Annotated in this window: 18 protein-coding genes and 1 pseudogene; 8 read left to right on the top strand and 11 right to left on the bottom strand. The window is 44.8% G+C overall.

Features of this window, described 5'->3' with window-relative positions:
• Positions 1 to 78 precede the first annotated feature (78 nt).
• Together UCH003_RS02010 and UCH003_RS02005 are read right to left on the bottom strand one after the other, a co-directional pair.
• Positions 79 to 585 carry a flavodoxin gene (locus UCH003_RS02010; RefSeq protein WP_060825241.1) on the bottom strand — a complete coding sequence of 169 codons (507 nt, stop codon included), beginning with the start codon at positions 583 to 585 and terminating at the stop codon, positions 79 to 81.
• Between the two features lie 16 nt (positions 586 to 601).
• A complete protein-coding gene (locus tag UCH003_RS02005) occupies positions 602 to 1,048 on the bottom strand; it encodes a hypothetical protein (RefSeq protein WP_060825240.1) in 447 nt (148 codons plus the stop codon).
• 314 nt (positions 1,049 to 1,362) lie between these two features.
• Here UCH003_RS02005 and UCH003_RS02000 point away from each other — a divergent pair, with 314 nt between their 5' ends.
• Positions 1,363 to 1,989 (top strand): LysE family translocator, encoded by a 627-nt coding sequence (locus tag UCH003_RS02000; protein WP_039673661.1) that lies wholly within the window; start codon positions 1,363 to 1,365, stop codon positions 1,987 to 1,989.
• On the opposite strand, the gene UCH003_RS01995 is transcribed toward UCH003_RS02000, so the two are convergent.
• The 6 genes and pseudogenes from UCH003_RS01995 to UCH003_RS01970 form a co-directional block, all read right to left on the bottom strand.
• Positions 1,986 to 2,801: a TIGR01777 family oxidoreductase gene (locus UCH003_RS01995; RefSeq protein ID WP_060825239.1), complete on the bottom strand. Its 816-nt coding sequence runs from the start codon at positions 2,799 to 2,801 to the stop codon at positions 1,986 to 1,988. The genes UCH003_RS02000 and UCH003_RS01995 overlap by 4 nt on opposite strands.
• Position 2,802: 1 nt before the next feature.
• Positions 2,803 to 3,312 (bottom strand): hypothetical protein, encoded by a 510-nt coding sequence (locus tag UCH003_RS01990; protein WP_060825238.1) that lies wholly within the window; start codon positions 3,310 to 3,312, stop codon positions 2,803 to 2,805.
• Positions 3,309 to 4,271, bottom strand: coding sequence for a hypothetical protein (locus tag UCH003_RS01985; RefSeq protein ID WP_060825237.1), 963 nt, complete (start codon positions 4,269 to 4,271; stop codon positions 3,309 to 3,311). The genes UCH003_RS01990 and UCH003_RS01985 overlap by 4 nt, the downstream gene beginning before the upstream one ends.
• Positions 4,268 to 4,828 (bottom strand): annotated as a pseudogene (locus UCH003_RS01980) (ABC transporter ATP-binding protein); the annotation flags it as partial. The pseudogene UCH003_RS01980 and the gene UCH003_RS01985, both read right to left, overlap by 4 nt.
• Positions 4,829 to 4,929: 101 nt before the next feature.
• On the bottom strand, positions 4,930 to 6,117 hold the full coding sequence (locus UCH003_RS01975) for an ABC transporter permease (RefSeq protein WP_060825235.1): 1,188 nt from the start codon (positions 6,115 to 6,117) through the stop codon (positions 4,930 to 4,932).
• Positions 6,107 to 6,415: a hypothetical protein gene (locus UCH003_RS01970; protein ID WP_039673670.1), complete on the bottom strand. Its 309-nt coding sequence runs from the start codon at positions 6,413 to 6,415 to the stop codon at positions 6,107 to 6,109. The genes UCH003_RS01975 and UCH003_RS01970 overlap by 11 nt, the downstream gene beginning before the upstream one ends.
• Before the next feature lie 123 nt (positions 6,416 to 6,538).
• Between UCH003_RS01970 and UCH003_RS01965 the strand changes: the two genes are divergently transcribed.
• Complete coding sequence (locus UCH003_RS01965) at positions 6,539 to 7,162, top strand: LysE family transporter (protein WP_060825234.1); 624 nt, start codon at positions 6,539 to 6,541, stop codon at positions 7,160 to 7,162.
• Here UCH003_RS01965 and UCH003_RS01960 read toward each other — a convergent pair.
• Together UCH003_RS01960 and UCH003_RS01955 are read right to left on the bottom strand one after the other, a co-directional pair.
• Positions 7,159 to 7,500, bottom strand: coding sequence for an arsenate reductase family protein (locus UCH003_RS01960; RefSeq protein ID WP_060825233.1), 342 nt, complete (start codon positions 7,498 to 7,500; stop codon positions 7,159 to 7,161). The genes UCH003_RS01965 and UCH003_RS01960 overlap by 4 nt on opposite strands.
• Positions 7,497 to 9,167, bottom strand: a complete 1,671-nt coding sequence (locus UCH003_RS01955; protein WP_060825232.1) for a GGDEF domain-containing protein — start codon at positions 9,165 to 9,167, stop codon at positions 7,497 to 7,499. Before UCH003_RS01955 ends, UCH003_RS01960 begins: the two co-directional genes overlap by 4 nt.
• Before the next feature lie 134 nt (positions 9,168 to 9,301).
• On the opposite strand from UCH003_RS01955, the gene rarD reads away from it, so the two are divergent.
• The 6 genes from rarD to UCH003_RS01925 all read left to right on the top strand — a co-directional run bounded on the left by rarD (position 9,302) and on the right by UCH003_RS01925 (position 15,668).
• The gene (gene rarD, locus UCH003_RS01950; RefSeq protein WP_060825231.1) at positions 9,302 to 10,186 is read left to right on the top strand and encodes an EamA family transporter RarD; all 885 of its coding nucleotides are present in this window, start codon (positions 9,302 to 9,304) and stop codon (positions 10,184 to 10,186) included.
• A gap of 7 nt (positions 10,187 to 10,193) precedes the next feature.
• A complete protein-coding gene (locus UCH003_RS01945) occupies positions 10,194 to 10,859 on the top strand; it encodes a response regulator transcription factor (protein ID WP_060825230.1) in 666 nt (221 codons plus the stop codon).
• Positions 10,852 to 12,252, top strand: coding sequence for a sensor histidine kinase (locus UCH003_RS01940; protein ID WP_060825229.1), 1,401 nt, complete (start codon positions 10,852 to 10,854; stop codon positions 12,250 to 12,252). Before UCH003_RS01945 ends, UCH003_RS01940 begins: the two co-directional genes overlap by 8 nt.
• Positions 12,253 to 12,317: 65 nt before the next feature.
• The gene (locus UCH003_RS01935; RefSeq protein ID WP_060825228.1) at positions 12,318 to 13,868 is read left to right on the top strand and encodes a phosphoethanolamine transferase; all 1,551 of its coding nucleotides are present in this window, start codon (positions 12,318 to 12,320) and stop codon (positions 13,866 to 13,868) included.
• A 27-nt stretch (positions 13,869 to 13,895) separates the two neighbouring features.
• Positions 13,896 to 14,372, top strand: a complete 477-nt coding sequence (locus UCH003_RS01930; RefSeq protein ID WP_060825227.1) for a DNA-deoxyinosine glycosylase — start codon at positions 13,896 to 13,898, stop codon at positions 14,370 to 14,372.
• 105 nt (positions 14,373 to 14,477) lie between these two features.
• Positions 14,478 to 15,668 (top strand): EAL domain-containing protein, encoded by a 1,191-nt coding sequence (locus tag UCH003_RS01925; RefSeq protein WP_060825226.1) that lies wholly within the window; start codon positions 14,478 to 14,480, stop codon positions 15,666 to 15,668.
• Here UCH003_RS01925 and UCH003_RS01920 read toward each other — a convergent pair.
• On the bottom strand, positions 15,653 to 17,356 hold the full coding sequence (locus UCH003_RS01920) for a PAS domain-containing sensor histidine kinase (RefSeq protein WP_060825225.1): 1,704 nt from the start codon (positions 17,354 to 17,356) through the stop codon (positions 15,653 to 15,655). The genes UCH003_RS01925 and UCH003_RS01920 overlap by 16 nt on opposite strands.
• Between the last annotated feature and the right edge of the window lie 4 nt (positions 17,357 to 17,360).

The following is a 17,360-nucleotide window of genomic DNA, read 5'->3' as shown; positions in this document are numbered from 1 at the left end:
ACGCGCACCCTTTAAAAAGAAGTTTCTCTTTTTTGCTACGCGTTTCGACGGATTGTGCGTTGGCGCATAGAAGCGTTTTCATGCGCACGCCTTCATTTCCGCTTCGATTTGTTTGCACCATGCATCGATACGACCCGCGGTCAATTCGCTTTGGTTATCTTCGTCTAACGCAAGTCCTACGAATTTTCCCTCGACGATCGAAGCAGAGTGGTCAAACGAATAGCCTTCCTTATCCCATGCACCGATCACGCATGCGCCTTGTTCGATCGCTTTGTCGTAAAGGACGCGCATCGCGCTGACGTAGTCGCTTCCGTAACCTTCTTGATCGCCCATACCGAACAGGGCTACTTTTTTACCGCTTAAATCCGCTTTTGAGAGATGCGTCATAAAACTTTCCCAGTCGTCTTGCAATTCGCCGTCGTACCATGTCGAGGTTCCCAAAATCAATAAATCGTATTGCGCCAATTCTGCGCCGCTCTTGAGTTTGCCTACGTCGTAACTGTCCGCACCGAGTTGCTTTTGAATCATGCTTGCCGCTTCCGCGGTATTGCCGTTGGTGCTTCCGTAAAAAATGCCGATGCTCATCCATAACTCCTTTGAATTAATAAATCGTGTAAGGTACGAGTTTTAAAGTATATTCCAAACCTAAAGCGTCCAGTTTAGGAACTTTGATCGGAATATGCTTGCGAAAATTTTCGTTGCGCGGGAAGAGCAAATAGATATGCTTACACTCTTGCGATTCGAGTCGCGCAACGGCTTGATTGATTTCGTCGCATGCATCGATATCCACGCGCCTTTCAATCACCTTCCATGTCGGATACAAATGCAACGCTTCAGGACATCCGTCTTGACAAATCACGATACTCTCTTTTTCTAAGCTAATCGCGCTATGAGGATTTTGGCGTTTAACGCGCTCAAAAATATAGTTCGTAAAGAGCTCGTACGTATTGATCGTACGGAAAAAATAGGGATGACTCGAAAGCAAAGCGATATCTTCCGAATCAAAACGTCGACTGATCTCATGAAGCGTTGAATACGATTCCGACATGTCATCCTCTTTGGTTAATTTATTGAAATGATAACCGTTTTCAAATAATATGTCAAGAGCTTTTCAGTCGTATCGGAGTAAAATTTTTCTTAGACTTCTTTCATAACCCTTAGAATATAAAGAGTTTGAACAGAGTGTGTTAGTTTTTAAAACTCAAAATTGAGTCATAGCCAAAGCTATGGCGATGTTTTTAGTTTCAAAAAGTGATATGCTATGCCTCGCAACTCTTGTTCTAACGGGTTATGAAAGAAGTCTCTTATTTTGTCAAAGCTCTTACCGTCTTTGCTCACGGAAAGAGACGCTAAGGAAAAAGTATGCCGATTGATCTTCTGACGTTTTTGATTGCTATTACGCTTCTTACGATGACGCCCGGTGCCGATACGATGATCGTTATTCGCAACACGCTTCGAGGCGGTGCCAAAGACGGATTGGTTTCCAGTTTGGGGATTTGTTCGGGACTCTTTGTGCACGCTACGCTCTCGGCAGTGGGAATCTCGGCGGTGCTTTTATACTCGGCAACGGCGTTTACGGTCTTGAAAATCGCGGGGGCTTTGTATTTGATTTGGCTTGGAATCGGCTCTTTCAAATCCTTGTGGAACAGCACCAAAGTGCATCAAAAGGCGGTCGAAAAAAAACCGTTTTCGTTTTGGATCTCAATAAGGGAAGGCTTTTTATCCAACGTTCTTAATCCCAAAGCCGTCATTTTCTATATGGCGTTTTTACCGCAATTCATCAACCACGAGCACTCCGCCCTCGCCCAATCGCTTTTTTTAGCCTTGTTACACTTTATCGTCGGAACGATTTGGCAGGCGATTTTGGTCTATACGATCGTCTCCGCCAACGGCTTTATTACCAAAAAAAGCGTGCGGCAAAGTTTGGACGCCGTCTCCGGCGTCGTGATGGTGGGGCTTGGCATTCGCCTTTTGATGGAAAAACGTTAAGCAAGTATCTTCGTTAGCGAGCTCTTCGCATCCGCATACGCAAACGTAAATCCTTGTGCCAGCAACGCTTTGGGATAGGCTTCTTTGCTATCCAAGAGAACACACGAACCCTCGCCGAAAAGCATTTTAATAATAAATGAAGGAACGGGAATCAAGGTCGGTCGGTGCAATACCTCTCCCAAAATTTTCGTAAAATGAAAATTACTGAGCGGTTGAGGAGAGGTGGCGTTGTAAATGCCTTCAAGCCGATGCGTTAACACAAAATCGTAAATCGACACCAAATCGTCGATATCGATCCAGCTCATTACCGTACGTCCGTCACCGATAATGCCGCCAAGCCCCATACGAAACGCCGGCAACATCTTCTCCAACGCGCCTCCGTTTCCCAGCACGACGCCAAAACGTAAAATCGCAGTCGGTTTGGTACATTTTTGCGCCTCCGCCTCCCAATCAAGCGCGAGATGCGCCAAAAAATCGTCTCCGTACCGAGCGTTGGTCTCGTCGCATGCAACGTTATTGCGGTAAATGCCGACGGCGGAAGTCGAAATCAAACGACCGACGTCGCTTTGATTGACGGCGGCGACCAGTTTTTTCGTCGTCTCGATACGACTGCTATAGAGCACCTTTTTATACGCTTCGTCCCAACGTGCCGCGATAGGAGCACCCGCAAGATTAAAAACCGCATCGACGCCGTGAAGCTTTTGGACGATTTTTGCTTCATCGTCGCCGCGTTCAATCGCTACAAAATCGGGAAATGCTTTTTTAAGCGCATTGGCTACAAAACCGCTCGCTCCGCTAATGGCTACTTTCATATTAACGTCCTTGTAGAAGATTTTGTCTGACTTTGGGATCTTGCATCGTCTCGCCGCGAAGCATTCGAAGCCGCATCGTCTCAAACCCGATACGTCCTTGGCTAAACTGCTCGTACGCGCGAAAACCGTAAAGCATCGGCGTTTTATCGTCGATGGAATAAAAAGCTCCGTAGGCATCGATATAGCGCTTCGTATCGCCGCTGAAAACCCAAAATACGACGTTTCGAGGCTCTATTTTTTGCTCTTTAAGCCATAAAATCGCACATCCGACGTCATCGAAAAAATGCGTTTTACGATCTGCGGTAATGATTTGCGCCGTATCGTTCTTCCCGACAAGATACATATGGCACACGGGACATTGTAAGGTATTGTCCTCAAAATCCAATGCTTTGGCTTCTTTATTGACGATCTCGTTTGGAAGACGATGCGAAACGGACAAAAACCAAAACAGTCCGCCAAGGGAAAGAAGAGGAAATACCACCAAAAGTACCGTTGCAAGATACCGTCTCATAACCACACTCCATTGCGTAAATAATAGCTTAAAGGATACAGACTAATGCCGATCACGTATACCGTATTGAAAAAGAGGCTCAAGCGGTAGAAACGTTTCGTATAGCGTTTTTGCACCAAGTCGAGTACGCCGCCCGCCGCCGCGTAAAACGTTCCCGAAAACAAAAGCGCGTATAAAAGATAGCCGACGTAAAAATACTCTTTTTGCAAAAGACAAAACGGGCAGTGGTGCGTGGGCAGTTCGTATACGTAAGGGCTAAAAAACAAAATAAGCGCGATCAACGCGAAAAGCGCCAACAAGAGATTTGAAACTACCGACGCTAAAGGGGATCGACTGGCATAAGCCGCAACGCTCAACGCGAAACATCCGTAAAAAATCATCATCCAAATTTTTTCGTCGACGCTAAAGAGTAACGAAATCGAAGAGGTACTCGATGCCGAAAAGAGCGTACCGCAACAACTGACGATTTTACTGACGTTCAAAGAGGTAAAAAAGCCGATTTCTAAACCGATTTCCACACAAAGCGGTATGAAAAAGAGTATAAAAAGAATAAATTTCAACCGCGTAAACGGAAGCTTTTCGTCATTCATATCCGCATCGTTGAGCAAAAGCCAAAAGCCGAAAACGTAGAGATTGACGATCTTAAAAAGCGTCAAGTAAAGCCCGAAATCGACCGAATTGACCACCCCGCTCGCACACATCGCTCCCGTAATGATCGCTGAGAGTTTGTCACATGTATAGATAAAAAAAGCAAACAAAGGAATTTTGAGCATAAAAATATAGTTGATAATGACCGAAACCAAATAACTCCGGCGATGCAACGCATACTGCAATTCGGTCGTTTCGTTGCTCCTCCAACGCCACGCGATACCCGCACTTAATACGAATGCGATCCCTCCAAAGAGTAAAAAAACGGCATCGAGGAGTAAAAGTGCGATAATTTCCGGCGTTAAGCTCATACGATACGTCCGTTTTTAAGCTCAACGATGCGATCGACGAAATCTAAATCGAAAAACAGCGGATCGTGCGTCGCAATCAGCAACGTTACGCCGCTTTGTTTTAACATGTAAAGATGTTCGATCAGTTCAGCGGAGAGTTTTGCGTCCAAATTGGCGGTCGGTTCGTCCGCTAAAATCAAAACAGGATCGTTAATCAATGCCCGAGCAATGGCGACGCGTTGTTGTTCGCCGCCCGAGAGGCGTTTTACATCGCGTTTGGCTTTGGAATCGATATGTAAGGCTTCCATTTTGATACGCGCTTTTTCATGCAAGACATGTAAAGGAAGATTGGCGGGGATCAGCGGTGCGATCACGTTCTCTTCAACGTTTAATCCTGGGATTAAATGAAACTTTTGAAAAATAAACCCGATATGGGCACGTCTAAAAAGCGCGCTAAGGTGTTCGGGTAATTTGGAAATTTCACGATCTAAAACGCGTATTTCGCCCGAACTCGGCTGTGCCAAACCCGCGATTAACGAGAGCAACGTACTTTTGCCGCTTCCGCTCGCACCTCTTAGCACCACGCATTCGCCTTGGGCGATTTCCAAAGAGACGTCCTTTAACGCTTCGATCGCTTCGTCGCCTTGAGCAAAACGCTTGCACACGTGATGCAAGCAAATCATCGCATCACCTCGTCTGCGTCTAAACTTGCGGCTTTCCATGAGGGAATTAAAGTCGCTGCGATATAAACGGGTACGCTGAGGAAAAAAAGCAGCACGATCATTTTAACGTCCACGCTAAAGGGTAAACGAAACGGGGGTTTGAGCTCGGAATAACCGATAAAAACGGAACGCAATAGCGGTGCTTGTAACACGTAAACGAAAAAAAGTGCCGCGCAAAATCCCGTCAAAAACGCACTTAACGCCATCACGAAGCTTTCGTAAAACTTCGCATGCACAATGTCGCTCATACGCCATCCTAACGCTTTCAAAATGCCGATTTCACGCCTTTCTTCAGAACTAAGCCCACTGGCTTTATCGTAAATCACGATAAAAAAGGCAAAAACACATACGATAAAAAGTGAAAGAAAAAAACCGCTTTTATAGTCAAAAATATTTTGATAACTGATGCGAAGGTCATCTTGCGTGATCGCGCGCAAATCGGGATAGCGTTCGGTAATTTTCTGAACGATCGTCGGAATCTCGACGGGATTGCTGACATGGACGACGATGTCGGTCGCTTCTTCGGGAGGCATGCCGAAAATCGTATACGCCGCTTGTTTGGGAACCAACATCAAATCGTTCGACTCTAGCGCAATATCGGAGTGAAAAACACCCGCGATTTTAAGAGGATACCGCTCGCCTTTAGGCGTAATAAAATTGAAAAAATCGCTATAGTAATTTTCTCGTAAGACGTTTTGAACGCCCTCGCCGACGATCATACCGCCCTCTTTTTCGAGCGTTGAGAGATCAAACGTTCGGGTCAACTCGCTTAAGCGTTTTTTATAAGGTTCTTCATACGCATCGATACCTACGATCGAAAAATTCACACCCGCAGGTTTGAAATAGTAGTACCCCCAAACGCGAGGTATCGCTCGCTCGACGCCGTTTAACGCTAAAATCGTATCGACGCGCTCGACGGAAACGTTGGTTTGTCTTCCTGCGACAAAACGCTGAAGCGTAATCTGAGGCAGGGTTTTTAAGGTCGTATTGAGTTCGAATTTAATCGCATCGGCAATCATCAAAACCGATGCCAAAAGAAAGATTAAAAGGCAAAGCACGAGAAAAATAAAAATGCTTTTCCCGCCTTGCCGCTTCAAAGAACCTAAAGCGTAATCAAGCAGTAGAACATTGATATTAGCGAGCATATTCGATCCTTGAAGAAGGCTCAAGCGCATTAGGGCGATAGACGAAAGTTGAAGGAAAATACTCTAACAATTCGGGCGATTCGTTAAAATACGAAAAAAGATCGCTCATACTTCGATGCCTTACGTAATGTGCTTCGCTGACCAACGCCAAATCCGGCAAGCCGACCCATGCGCTGATGTGTTCTTTTTTGATCAAAGCCTGCGCATCCAAAGAGCGCGTTTGCGAAAGATAGACGACTTGCGCAACGATAAAGACGCTTATGGTCGCGATATACGCTATCCAAACCCTTCGCACCATCACGCTCCTTTAAAAATATGAGCGGATTGTACCACACGAACGCCTATTTATCAATACGCGCCAAAGGCTCTCTTGATCGAAGCTATGTTACAATGCGTGCTCATTTGCTTTAAAGGATGGGTTATGTCTTTTGATATTTGGTTGACCATGCTATTGGCTTCCATTCTGATTAGCGTCTCTCCGGGCGCGGGTGCGGTCGTTTCAATGAATTACGGTCTTAAGTACGGATTAAAACGTTCGTATGCCGCAATTTTCGGACTTCAAACGGGTTTGTTTCTTCAAACGTTCGTCGTCGTCATCGGACTCGGCTCTATCATCATGCAATCGGTACTTCTTTTCTCCATCATCAAATGGATCGGCGTTATCTACCTCGTTTTTTTAGGTATCATCAAATTTATCGAAAAACCGAGTTTACCGAGCGATACGCAACGCATCAAAGCTTTTTCCGCTAAAAAAGCTTATATTCAAGCCACGCTCATCAATCTTACGAACATCAAAGCGACCGTTTTTTTGGTCGCTTTTATTCCGCAGTTTTTAAGCCCCGAAAAGCCGCTCTTGATCCAATTTGCGATTATTTGCGCGACGCTGATTAGTGTGGATATTATTGTTATGACCGGTTACAGCTCTTTGGCATCCAAGCTCAAAGGCGTCATCAAATCGGTTCGCGCGATTCGGATTCAAAACCGCATTACGGGTGCTTTTTTGCTCCTTGCGGCACTTTTTCTCTCTAGTGCCAAACGGGCTTAGGCAAATTTTTTCAAATAGAGTTCTTCGTCAAAACCGACAACCACCGTTCCGTCTTCGCACTCGATCACGGGACGTTTGTACAATAAAGGTTCTTTTTCCAGCCATGCCTCTTTTTGCGCGTCGCTCATGGTTTTGTCAAGACCTAGCGTTCTAAACTTCGTTCCTTTCGTATTGAAAAGCGTTGCCATACTCTGTTTTGAAAGCCACTCTTTGCGTTTTGCCGCCTCGATCGGAACGCTTTTCAAATCGATAAACGCGTACGTTTTCCCGTGTGCTTTTAAAAATGCCGTCGCTTTTTTCACGCTTGTACATGTTAAAATACCGTAAACTTTAATCATACCGTCTCCTTGTAACAGACGACGCGATTGCGCCCTGTTTGTTTTGCTTCGTACATCGCGGTGTCCGCTCTGCTAAAGATCGTCATTTTATCCTCTTTTTCATAACCGAAAACATACACTCCGATACTCGCCGTACAATGATGCGTCACGGTCTGCGCGACTCCTTCATTATCATATTCAATCACGTAGGGCTTGGCTAAAGTCTCTAAAATATGCCATGCGATTTTTTGCGCTTCACGACAAGCGGCTTCACGATTGCCTTCCAATTGTGACAGCAACACTAAAAATTCATCGCCTCCGAAACGCGCAACCGTGTCGATTTCACGAACGCACGTTTGAAGCCTACTTGCTGCTTGAATCAACAATACGTCTCCGGCTTGATGCCCTTTTTGATCGTTTAAGGTTTTGAAATTATCCAAATCGATTACCGCTAAAGCATTGTATCGAAGGCTTCGTTTGCTCAACGAAAGAACCAAATTCAAACGCTCGTCAAAAAGCCTTCGATTGGGGAGTTTCGTTAACATGTCATGAAACGCTAATTTTTTGATCATCGCTTCGTTTTGTTTTTGAGCGGTAATATCGGTCGAAATACCGCATAAGGCATAAATAGAGCCGTCTTCTTTGCACAAAGGAATTTTGGTCGATAAGAAAATGCGATCCGTATCGCCTTGCATCGTCGTATTGTGTTCTTCCAGCGTTATCTTGTGCCCCATTTCGATAACTTCCACATCGGCACGACGTATCGCTTGAAACGTCTTTTCTTCAAAAAAGGCACTATCGTCCCGCCCGATAATCTCCTCTAACGACCGACCGAAATACTCGCATGTCTTGCGATTGGCATAGCGATAGCGGTAGGTTTCGTCCTTGATATAAATATAGGCTTCCACCGTATCTAAAATCGTAGCGAGTTTATTTTCGTTTTCGCGAATCGCTTGCGTACGCTCGTGAATTTTCGCTTCTAAAGAGCGATTGTTTGCATTGACGTAAGCGACCATATCGCTAAATTGACGCGAAAGATCTGCAATTTCCGCCGTTCCGACCAAATGAAGCTTGGTGGCGTACTGACCGTTTTGAACATGATGCATCGCCTCTTTGAGTTGCGCAAGCGGAGAGAGAATGAGTACATGTAACTCCAAACCGACCGCAAACAATGCCGCTAAAAAAAGTGCGCTTAACATCGGAAAAATCGTAAAATCGCGGAGTAAAACCAACTCTTTAGCATCAATAAGCGTTAAACGAAACCATGTCCTATCGGGCACAAGGTCGACGCATAAAAGATGCCTCGCGTCGTGATAATCGACCCATAAAGTCTGCACGTCTTTTGTCGGATCAAGCATGGCTTGCATCGCTTTGAAAATCGCTTCTTTGTCGCCGGATTTCGTAAAAATCGTTCCCAAAGTTTCTACGGAAGTATTTTTGTCGTTTGTCTTGACATGTAGGTTTTGTATGACGCCCGAAGCGTCGCTAAAAAACGTATGTACGCCCTCTTGAGACATAAACGAAGCAAGGCTTTGACTCTCGTCGTTTAAGCGCTCTTTAGCGATAAAATGTTTTGCCCACGTTTCGTTGATGCTATCGAACAAAAACGAGGAATACATCCACACGAACGTGGAGAAGAGGATAAAAAGTGCCGACATGAAAATAAATAACTTTGATTTAAGCGTCATTGTCACACCTCCGCCCTTTTTCGCATTATAACAATTCCTAAGTGAAAAATATTATGAATAAAGCGAATTAACTTTTACTTATAAGTTGATTTCGTCTATAATACGTCCATCCTTTACGTTACAAGTTGGTTTTTATGCAAACGCATTCCGAAGAGATACGCGGTTACTTATATGCGGTATTGGCATTTGGTTTCTGGGGTCTGATACCGATTTATTTTAAACTCCTCAGCCATGTCGGTGCCGGAGAAGTCTTGGCGCATCGTATTATTTGGTCGGTCGTTTTACTCTATGCGATGATTCTTTTTAGTAAGCAGATGGGACATTTCAAGCTTCTCATACGTGATCTCTCAAAACTCAAATACTTGGTGCTCTCCGCACTTTTGGTCTCGCTCAATTGGCTGGTTTTTATTTGGGCGGTTTCGCACAATATGATTGCCGAATCGAGTCTTGGCTACTACATCAATCCTTTGGTCAATTTTGCACTGGGCATCATTGTCTTTAAAGACCGCCCCTCTTTTTGGCAAAAAATCGCTATCGCTTTGGCAATCGCCGCGATCGTCTACCAACTCGTTACGCTAGGAACGCTACCGATCGTCTCGCTGGTATTGGCTTTTAGCTTTGCTTTTTACGGGCTGATTCGCAAAAAAATCAACCTTCCGGCGATGACGGGGCTTTACGTCGAAACGCTCATTTTATTTCCGATCGCACTTTTGTATTTTGTCTATTTGGTACTAACCGATCAAAACGCGTTTGTCCTACCGCTCGATCGTACGTCGTGGATTCTTCTCTTAGCCGGCGTCGTTACGGTCGTACCGCTTTTATGGTTCAATGCCGCAACGACACGCATTTCGCTCATTCACATCGGGTTTTTTCAATACATCGGTCCTTCGATCTCTTTTTTATTGGCGATTTTCGTCTACGACGAAGTTTTGCTTCCCGAAAAATTAACGACTTTTGTTTTGATTTGGATCGCGTTGGCGATCTTCAGCCTCGATGCCTACTTTAAAAAAAGGAGGTAGATCTCCGATGAAATTATTAATCGTCGAAGACGATCCCAAAATCGTCTCGTTTTTAAAAAAAGGTTTGGAAGAGGAGTATTTTTGCGTCGATACCTGCGATAACGGCGAAGACGCAATCTACTTAGCCCAAAGCACGAACTACGATCTGATCGTTTTAGATATTATGCTCAAAGGCTTAGGCGGAGACAGTGTCTGCCAAACGCTTCGCGCTCAAAAAAACGCCGTACCGATCATTATGCTTAGTGCCAAAAGTACCATTAATGATAAAGTCACGCTTTTAAACAGCGGCGCGGACGATTATCTGACCAAACCGTTTAGCTTTGAGGAGCTTTTAGCGCGCATTTATGCCCAATTGCGCAAACACGAGCACAAAGACTTATCGCTTCGCGCGGGAGATTTGGAACTCAATCCCTTGAATAAAACCGTCGAACGTGCCGGCGTATCAATTCTTCTGACGGCTAAAGAGTTTGCGATTTTGGAGTATCTTTTGCGTCGCAAAGGAACGATCGTCGAAGAAAAAACGCTTCAAGAACATCTGTTTAATAACGATCAAACGGTTAACAGTAACATCGTTTCGGTTTACATGTACCGTTTACGTACGAAAATCGATAAACCGTTTGACGAAAAGCTCATTACGACGTATCGCAATTTAGGGTACTCGATCCATGATTAAATTTATCTCGAATTTTAAAACAAGGCTTCTTTTCACCTTTTTTTTGATTCTTTTTTTGCTCTTTTACGGCTTTGGATACGCCATCATTCATACGTTTGAAAGCTCGTATCTCCAGTCGCTCGACGCCACGCTGACAACGGTTTTAAAAGATATTAAACACGATTATTCGGAACACCCCGAAACCATCGACAAAACACCGGACGAAGTCAAAGAGGAGTTCGACGTTCCGATACTTTACGCACAACTCTTTCGCGTCGATAACGACCTTCGGGTCATCAACTACGCAACCCGTTCATTAGACCTCAAAGAAAGCACGATCGACGTCGCGTTTCAACAACGCGAAACCGTAGTACGCAAGCATCAACCTATCGCGTTTGCGCTCTCGTCTTTTAGCGACGCGCCACACCGCAAAATCCGCACCGCAACGATGCTTTTAGACCAACAAAACGATCATGCGCTTTTAATCGTATGTGCGCTTCCGTACGAAAAACACACGCCTCAGATTCAAGAACTTACCTTCACGTTATGGGTCGGTTTTTCCGTCCTTTTAACCATGATTTTGGTCCTCACGTATGCACTTATTTCCAAATCGTTCAAAACCGTCTTAGCGGTCTCTCAAACGGCCAAACGCCTCAGTGCGCAAGATACAAAAAGCATCATTCCTAAAACAAGCATCGCTTACGAAATCGATGACCTCATCGATACGTTCAATACGCTTTTACAAGAACTCCGCCACGCGTACGACCAAGTTAAGCAGTTCGGACAAAACGCCTCGCATGAACTCAAAACGCCGCTGACGATTATGAAAGGCGAAGTTGAAGTCGGTTTGCGCAAAGAGCGAAGCCCGGAAGAGTACCGTATGATTTTACGCAACGTCGCAAAAGAGATCGTCTCGCTACAAGAAGTCATCGAGAAAATCCTCTTTTTATCGAGCAACACTTCGCGCGATATTCAAAGCCATTTCGAAGAGGTTTACGTCGATGAAATTCTTTTGGAAGCCCTTCAGGAAAAAACCGCGTTCGCACACCAAAAAAACGTATCTTTAGAACTAGAACATATCGAGCCTACCACCCGCAGTGCCAATGCGACGCTTTTAAAAATTATGTTCCTCAATCTCATCGATAACGCGATCAAATACTCGCCGCCTCAAACGTGCGTTCATCTGTTTCTCTCTCAAGCCTTCTTTGAGATACGCGATGAGGGCAAGGGGATTGCCGCGGAAGATTTGGAACATATCCTTGAGCCCTTTTACCGAAGCTCCCGTACGAAAGACGACGTGAAGGGAAGCGGTTTGGGATTAGCGTTGGTTAAAGCTATCGTCGACGTACACGGATTGACGATTCGTATCGACTCGCAAAAAGATCGTTTCACGCATATCCGCATCTCGTTTTAAATTCATTCTCGATTCATTTTCATTTTTTAAAATTCCCTATCATCAAACGATTAGGGGATTTTTCGATGTTAAAACTTGTTGTTCGATCATACTCTCAGCGTAGTATCGCTTTACTGGCTTTGGGGATAACACTTTTTTTCAATATGACTTTTTTTTCAAAACTTTTTACGTATGCGGCAAACGAACACAACTATCTCATCATTTTTTCCGCACCGCTTGTTCTGTTTTTACTGTTGATGCTCCTTTTAAATGTGGTATTATTTCCGACACATCGCTTGGGTTTTCGCGTCATGCTTGCGTTTTTTATCGTAGTAGGAACGCTTTGCGCCTATTTTATCGACACATACGGCATCGTTTTCGATAGTAACATGTACGCCAATATGGCGCAAACCGATACGGAAGAAGTTTTCGATTTGATCACGCTTAAACTTCTTTTTTACGTTTTTACGGCACTATCACTCGCTTTTTGGGTCATTCGAAAAGCACCTTTACACTTTCAAAACTATACGAAAGAGTTATTGCAAAGAGCCGTCGTTATTGTTTTATTATCGGTCAGCATTACGGGTATTTATTTAAGCACCAGCAAAACATATAGCTCTTTTTTTCGCAATCATCATGAATTAAAGATGTACCTTAATCCCTATTATCCGCTTGCTTCTTTAGGAAAATTTATCGCCAAAAACCTTAAAACCAAACCGCATCTAAGCGTCATTGCCGCCGATGCGATCAAACCCGAACATGTCAAAAAGAAATTGGTGGTTTTGGTCGTCGGCGAAACGGCGCGTGCACAAAATTTTTCGCTCAACGGTTATGAAATACCGACCAATCCGCTTTTATCCAAACGAGACGACGTCGTTTCGTTTTCCAATTTTTACTCTTGCGGCACGGCGACCGCCGTATCCGTTCCGTGTTTGTTTTCCAAATTTACGCGAGAAGAGTGGAGTAGCGACAAAGAGTCTTACGAAAACTTGGTCGACGTTTTAAATAAAACGGGCGTACGCATCCTTTGGAGAGACAACAACTCAGGAGGCGATAAAGACGTCGCCAAGCGCATGCAAGACGTCAAAAAGTTTAACGGCGTCGGATTTGACGATGTTCTATTGCAAGATTTTCAAGCAAGCGTCGATCGAAGCTATCAAGATACCTTTATCGTTTTACACCAAGAAGGCAGTCACGGTCCGACCTATTTTAAACGCTATCCGGACGCGTTTAAACGCTTTACGCCGACATGCGATACGCAAGATTTGCAAAAATGCACGCAAGAACAGATCGTCAATACGTATAACAATACCCTTTTGTATACCGACTTTATTCTCGATAAAACGATCTCGCTTTTAAAAGCCAACGAAGACAAGTATGACACGACGCTCATTTACGCTTCCGATCACGGAGAATCGTTAGGCGAAAACGGTATTTACCTGCACGGACTTCCCTACATGATCGCTCCCGATGCGCAAAAACACATTCCGGCGATTTTTTATCGACCGCAAAAGACGCTTGAACTCAAAGCCAAACAAAACGACGCCTTTTCACACGACAATTTATTTCATACGATTTTAGGACTCTTTGAGGTTCAAACCAAAGAATACGACGCGAAGCTTGACATGTTACGTTAAAATGTCGATTATCGACAAAGGAAAAACATGCTCTTTCATCCCTTCGAACCCGTTTACGACGCAACGTCGCGCGTGCTCGTTTTGGGTTCGTTTCCTTCGGTGAAATCGCGGGAAGAAGCCTTTTACTACGCACATCCGCAAAACCGTTTTTGGAAGGTAATTGCCGCGTTGCACGGCGTAGAGCCGCCGTGCGACCTTGAAGCCAAAAAAGCACTTTTACACGCAAGCGGCATTGCAATTTGGGACGTCATCCGATGTTGCGACATCGTCGGCTCAAGCGATGCAACGATCCAAAACGCCTGCGGTAACGACTTGCAAAGCGTGCTTCACGCCGCGCGTATCGAACGTATTTTTTGCAACGGTCAAACCGCGGCAAAACTCTACCGTATCCACTGCGAACCGCTCACGAAACTACCCGCACAAACGCTTCCTTCAACCAGCCCCGCCAACGCTGCATGGACTTTGGAAAAACTGATCGTCGCATGGTCGTCGCTTCTTGCGTAAGCATTTGCTAGCGGCGTCGGCAAAACCTACTGATTAAATTTTAATCATTCACGCTTGCTCTGCCTCGTTATAATGCCCGTCTAATGTTTGACAAAAGGGTGCTTCGTGGTTTCACACTTAATTCAAGACAACCGCATTATGATCTATTTTCAACCGATTATTTCGATTCGAAGCGCGAAAGTCATCGGCGTCGAAGCGTTAATGCGCGCATATGACGCCAACCAAGAGCCGCTTTCGCCGATTTTTATTTTCGATCAAGCCAAAAAAGAAAACCTCTCGTTCGAGCTCGACAAACACGCTCGCATTAAAGCCCTAGAGTCGTTTAAACCGCTTTTGAAAGCCAATCCCGAACTGCTTTTATTTCTCAATTTCGAGTCGCATCTTTTGGACACGACGATTCGTTTCCAGGACTTTGCTTTTTGCGCACTTGCCAACGATATCGGCATTCCGCCCTCACATGTCGTTATCGAAATCAAAGAGTACCAAATCCAAAATACCGAACGTTTAGAAGAGTTTTGCACGTTTTATAAACAACGCGGCTTCTTAATCGCACTGGACGATTTCGGTGCCGGAAACGCCAACTTCGACCGCATCTCCTCGGTTCGCCCGCATATCGTTAAAGTGGATCGATCGTTGGTCTTTAACGTGCATCACAACTTCATCCACAAAGAGATTTTAAAATCCATCGCCAACATGTGCTTTAACATCGGCGCATTGGTTTTGGCCGAAGGCGTTGAAGAAGAAGGCGAAATTTTACGCTCGTTAAAGCTCAATATCGACCTCTTTCAAGGATTTTGGTTTGCAAGACCTTCCGCCGCTCTCTACGACGAAAAGCTTCTCAATGAAAAGATTACCGCTATCGGAGAGTTGCATACGAGCAATGTCAAACAATCGATGCTTCATAAAGAACTTCTGATAGAAAACGCCAAATCGTATACGCAAGCCATTATCAAATCGTTTACGCGAACGGGGCTTCGCGACTTAAGCGTTTTTTTACAGCAATTTGAAGCGATCGAGGCAATTTACTGCATTAACGCCTATACCGGCATTCAAGAGGGCGATACGTTTATCTGCTCCGATACGAACGAATTTTTCCGTCCCGCTAAAGAGGGCGACAACCACGCTTTAAAAGAGTATTTTTACATTACCAAAGAGTCCAAACGTGGCAATTATTTGAGCCAAAAATACATCTCGCGCGCTTCGGGACGCTTATGCCGCACGTTTGCGCAAAAATTTACCTTGGGCGATCGTGAAAAAATTCTGTGTTTGGATCTTAAAGTTCAATCGTCCGAATAAAACCGTTTTGAACGTTCCGTAAGAGCAAAACGAACCTCGAACACCGCTCCGCCGCCTTCGTTGTAAGCGACGATTTCGCCGTCGTTTTGAAGCACGATCTGCCGTGCGATGTTTAAACCGATGCCGATACCCGAGCTCTCTTTGCTGCTTTCAAAAGGCTCAAAAATACGCGGTAAAATTTTGGCGTCGATGCCGCCCGCATTATCCTGAAAACGCACGATCGCAAACCCGTTTTCCTCACGAAGCGTGATCTCAAATTGACGTTCGTCAAACGTACTCATCTTAATCAATTCGTCGAGTGCGTTGTTCACGATGATAATCCACACTTGCTCGATACGTTGCTTTTGAACCGTACATGTAAAGGTATAGGCGTTTTTGGGCATCTGCAAGGTAAAAAGACGTTCGTTTAAACGCACGCCGACCACTTGTTTCATGCGATTGAACGACAAAATCAGTGCGGAAACGACGCTTTCAAAAAGATTGGTCGGCTCTTTTTGTTCCCGACTTTTCTGCGACGCTTCACGCATGGTTTCGATGATGCTTTCGATGCGCTCGAGTCCTTCTTGAATGGTTTTGGCGTCTTTTAGCATCGTACGCTTGCGCGCGGAATCGGGCATAAACGCCTCCATATCTTCCAAAAGCATCTCAAAATTGCCTTTCACGTACGTCAAAGGTGTATTGATCTCATGCGTAATACCCGCCGCCATCTGTCCGATCGCGCTAAATTTAGCGTTTTGAATCATCTCTTCTTGGAAAGCGGCTTGAATCTGAAGGTTTTTTTTCACCTCTTCGTTAATGCGGTTTTGCAAATAGAGTTCTTGTTTTTCCGATTCGGTCATATCGATAAAAACGCCGACGAAGCCGTCGAAATGCCCGTTTCGTATCATCTGTTTTTTTTGAATTTCAAGCGTGACTTCTTTATCCGTCGCCGGCGAAACCGTCGTGATTTTATAGACTTGATGCACGCATTCGAGCATCTCTTGATCTTTGCGTAAAAGCCGTTTTGCAATCTCTATCGGATACAAATCAAACGCGGTTTTGCCGATAATCGCTTCTTTGCTTAAACCGAAATACTCGCAAAACGAGCGAGAGCATCCGATGTAACGGAAATAACGGTCTTTGATAAAAACGGGAACGGGGATAATGTCGAGCAAGGTCTCCAAATCGCGCAGTTGTTTTTGATATTTGCGGCTTAGCTTATCGATAATATTGCGCGATTTGACGCGCTGGCTTATGTCGCGAATACTCCAAATCATCAATGTGCGATGATCGTCGATAAAACTACGTCCGAAAAGTTCCGCCCAAAACGAATGTCGGCTTTTTTTGCGAAAACGGTATTCAAGATGGCACAATCCGGCGCAAGACTCGGACGCCGTTACTTTGCTAAACCACTCTTGGTACTGCTTAGCTCTAGAAAAAAGTATTCGCATTTCCGAAGAAAGCACCTCTTCCTTGGCATAACCCAAAAGCGTCGTAAACGTTTCGTTCACGTCTACGATGCATTGGTTTGCGTCTAAAACGACGTAACCCAAATCGGCATTGTTAAAGTAGAGCTGTGCTTTTTTTGCCAATGCTTCAAGCGAACGTTTTTCTTCGACGGCACACTCTAAAATGCGTCTGTTTTGCTGTTTGAGTAACTCGAGCTCGAGCTCAAGATCGCGGATTTTTTCTAAAAGTTCCTCTTCCATCGAA

Source organism: Sulfurospirillum cavolei, assembly GCF_001548055.1.
Taxonomy (GTDB): Bacteria; Campylobacterota; Campylobacteria; order Campylobacterales; family Sulfurospirillaceae; genus Sulfurospirillum.
The sequence above is the reverse complement of the archived record's forward strand: the minus strand, read 5'-3'. Positions and strand labels throughout refer to the sequence as shown.